Source organism: Actinomadura sp. 7K507, from assembly GCF_004348425.1.
Taxonomy (GTDB): Bacteria; Actinomycetota; Actinomycetes; order Streptosporangiales; family Streptosporangiaceae; genus Spirillospora.
The window spans coordinates 1-3,061 of the sequence record NZ_SMKK01000447.1; the positions used below are offsets into that span (position 1 = coordinate 1).

Annotated in this window: 1 protein-coding gene; it reads left to right on the forward strand. The window is 72.3% G+C overall.

The genetic code is table 11. The annotated features are described in order from the left end of the window. Positions 1 to 211: 211 nt before the first annotated feature. Positions 212 to 3,001, forward strand: coding sequence for an ADP-ribosyltransferase (locus E1285_RS46270; RefSeq protein WP_207947283.1), 2,790 nt, complete (start codon positions 212 to 214; stop codon positions 2,999 to 3,001). The last annotated feature ends 60 nt before the right edge of the window (positions 3,002 to 3,061 follow it).

Here is a 3,061-nt window from a genome sequence, read left to right on the forward strand (position 1 = left end):
GAACACCCCCACACCCGCCACACCAACACCCACACCAACACCCACACCGAGCACACCGACATCCGGCGCGCCGACGAAGGCGGGTTCGGTGCAGGGTGGGGGCGCGGCTGCTCCACGGCCTGACGGGCCGAGCGGGGGCGGTGCGCGGTTGCAGGACGGGTCCGGTTCGCCGGGCGGGCATGCCGTGCCGCGGACGGCGGAGGGTGAGGGGGTGCCGTCGCGGACGGCCGATCCCGAGGTCATGCGCCGGATCCATGACAACGAGCAGATCCGGCAGGTGGTGGACGAGGCTCGCGCGACCGTGGTCGACGACCGGGGGAACCGGCTCGGCGATCTGCTGGCCGATGACCTACGGAACCGGCTGCCGAACCATCCCCATCTCGCCCGGATCGTCGAGGGCGGCGGTCCGCCGCCGCTGACGCCGGCCGAGGACTCGCTCCGGCGCTCGCTGCTGGCGCGGCCGAGGACGCTGCACAGCCTGCTGACCCATGCGGACGCCGTGCGCATCCTGGAGGACTCGGTCCGGGAGGTGAACGAGCGGGGCGCCGGTGCGGTGCTGCGCGAGGGCCAGGTGGAGCCCACGCCGACCCCGTTCGAGGACTGGCAGATCGACATCAGCGACCGGGCCATCGACGAGATCGGCCCCGGGAAGTCCCCGAAGCAGCCGGGGCTCGACGAGGAGGCGCTGAACGCCGAGCGCGAGCGCGCCGGGGACCGGCCGCTCTCGCCGGACAACGCGTTCATCAACCGGTACCTGGACGACCTGTACAGCAGGGCCGCGGAGGGCACGGGGCCGCTCCGGCAGGTCCTGGACGAGCTGGCGAACGAGCCCGGCGACGCCAAGATGCGTCCGGGCCCGAAGGACCGGGTCCGCGCCCTCGACAAGATCATCAACGAGAACGACGGGGACGCCGCGAAGCTCAACGACCTGCTCGGCGGCAAGGTCCAGTTCGACAGCGTCTCGGATCTCTACCGGGCGCTGGACCGGGTACGGGACGTCGCGCGGCGGCATGACGTCGAGGTCGTGTCGATCAAGGACCGGCTGCGCAACCCGCAGCCGAGCGGGTACCGCGACATCCGGATGACGGTCCGGATGCCGAACGGCCACATCGGGGAGCTGCGCCTCCACCTGCGGTCGTTCGACAACGTCGCCGACTACGAGCACTCGCTGTACGAGGTCTCTCGCGACCTGCCCAACGTCGCCGAGGAAAGGGCGGCGCGCGGCGAGCGCGACGCCCCGCTGACGCCGGAGGAGCGCGCCGTCCGCGAGGTGATCAACCGTCGCCTCAACGAGCGGTTCGACGCGGCGCTGGACGAGGCGCTGCCGCCTCACCTGCGGTCCACGCACGAGGACGGCGGCGGCCAGAGCTCCCGCGAGGCCGCACCGCCCCACGACGGGCACACCGACCACGGGCATACCGACCACGGGCGCACCGACCACGGGCGCACCGACCACGGGCGCACCGACCACGGGCAGGCCGACCACGGGCAGGCCCGCGACGACCAGGGCCCTGCCCGGCGGGAGGACGCCGAGACCCCCGAGAGCATCCCGGACGGTCTGCCACCGCACCTGCACGACGCCTTCCGGGACAGTGACGCCACACCGGCCGGCCGGTCGTTCCACGATCCGGCCGACCCGGCGATGCGGGACCTCGCCCGGCGCGTCCCCGCCGACCCCCAGCGGTACACGGTGGACGGGCACGGCGACCGGGATGGGCTGCGGCTCGGCGGCGGACGCCGGCTGGACGCCGACGACCTCGCGCACCTGATCCGCAACGACCCGAACTGGAACGGCCGCGACGTCCTGCTGCTGTCGTGCCGGACCGGCGACGGCGACTTCGCCATGCGGCTCGCCCAGCGGCTCGGCGTGCCCGTCACCGCCCCGAACGGGCTGGCCTGGTCGGACGGTGACGGCAACGTGTACGCCTCGTCCGGCCAGACCGGTCCCGACGGGCGGATCCGTCCAGGCTGGCCCCCGGACGGCGCCTGGCGGACCTCCAACCCAGACGGCACGACCTCGGCCGCCGGGAGCGACGGCCGTCCCCCGGGCCGGGAGGAACACCGCGGCCCGGACCCGGCGAGGCCACCGGACGACGCCGAAGCGCGGGGACTGCGCGACTGGTTCCGGCGCGAGGGCCACGTCGACCGGGACGGGCATCGCCGTTTCGACACCGACGAGCAGGGCGAGCGGTACGGCGAGAACCGGCTGGCCCATGTTCTCCACAACCTGCCGCACCAGTTGCAGCAGGCCCTGCACTGGTACACCGTGCAGTCGATGCCGAACCCCCACCTGCGGCCCGGCGCCGACGTGGGCCGCTACCTGACCCATCTGTTCACGGAGCAGAACTATGTGCGGCACCTCGCCCACCTGAACGGCGGGGCCATGCCGTCCCACCGGAACCAGCTGATGCAGATGTGGAACCGGCCCGACCTCACCGACTACCAGCGCCGGTTGGTCCAGCACGTCGTCACGCAAACGGACCCGGAGGCCCGCCTCCAGGAGATGTGGCAGAACCACGAGCAGCGCGAGTTCCTGCGCGGCTACCTCGGCGGTGAGCCCACCCCGGACGCCTTCTGGCGTCGGATCAACGAACTCGACCACGCCCTGCACCAGCCGCTGCCCGAGCCCGTCCAGACGATGCGCGGCCTGCACGATGTGAATTTCATGCTCGCCACGGACGGCATGCCGCTGGCCGGACGGAATCCGCTGCTCCTCATCGGGTCCATGCAGAACGAGCCGGGCTACATGTCGACCTCGCTGGGATCGGAGACGACGGAGGTCGACGGGCAGGGCTTCACCTACCAGTTGCGCCTCAACCTTCCCGAGGGCGCCCACGGGGTGTGGATGGGGCGTAGCAGCGCGTACCCTGACCAGCGCGAACTCGTTCTTCCACGCGACACCAGGTACTACATCAGGAGCGTCGTCCAGACCGGGTGGAACGGCACCCAGCCGGTCTTCTCCATCGAGGCGGACGTGATCCCGCCCGGTGCACCGCCGTGAGGGCGACGGCGAGTGCGGTAAAGGCGGGTGCGATAAGGGCGGGTGCGATAAGGGCGGGTG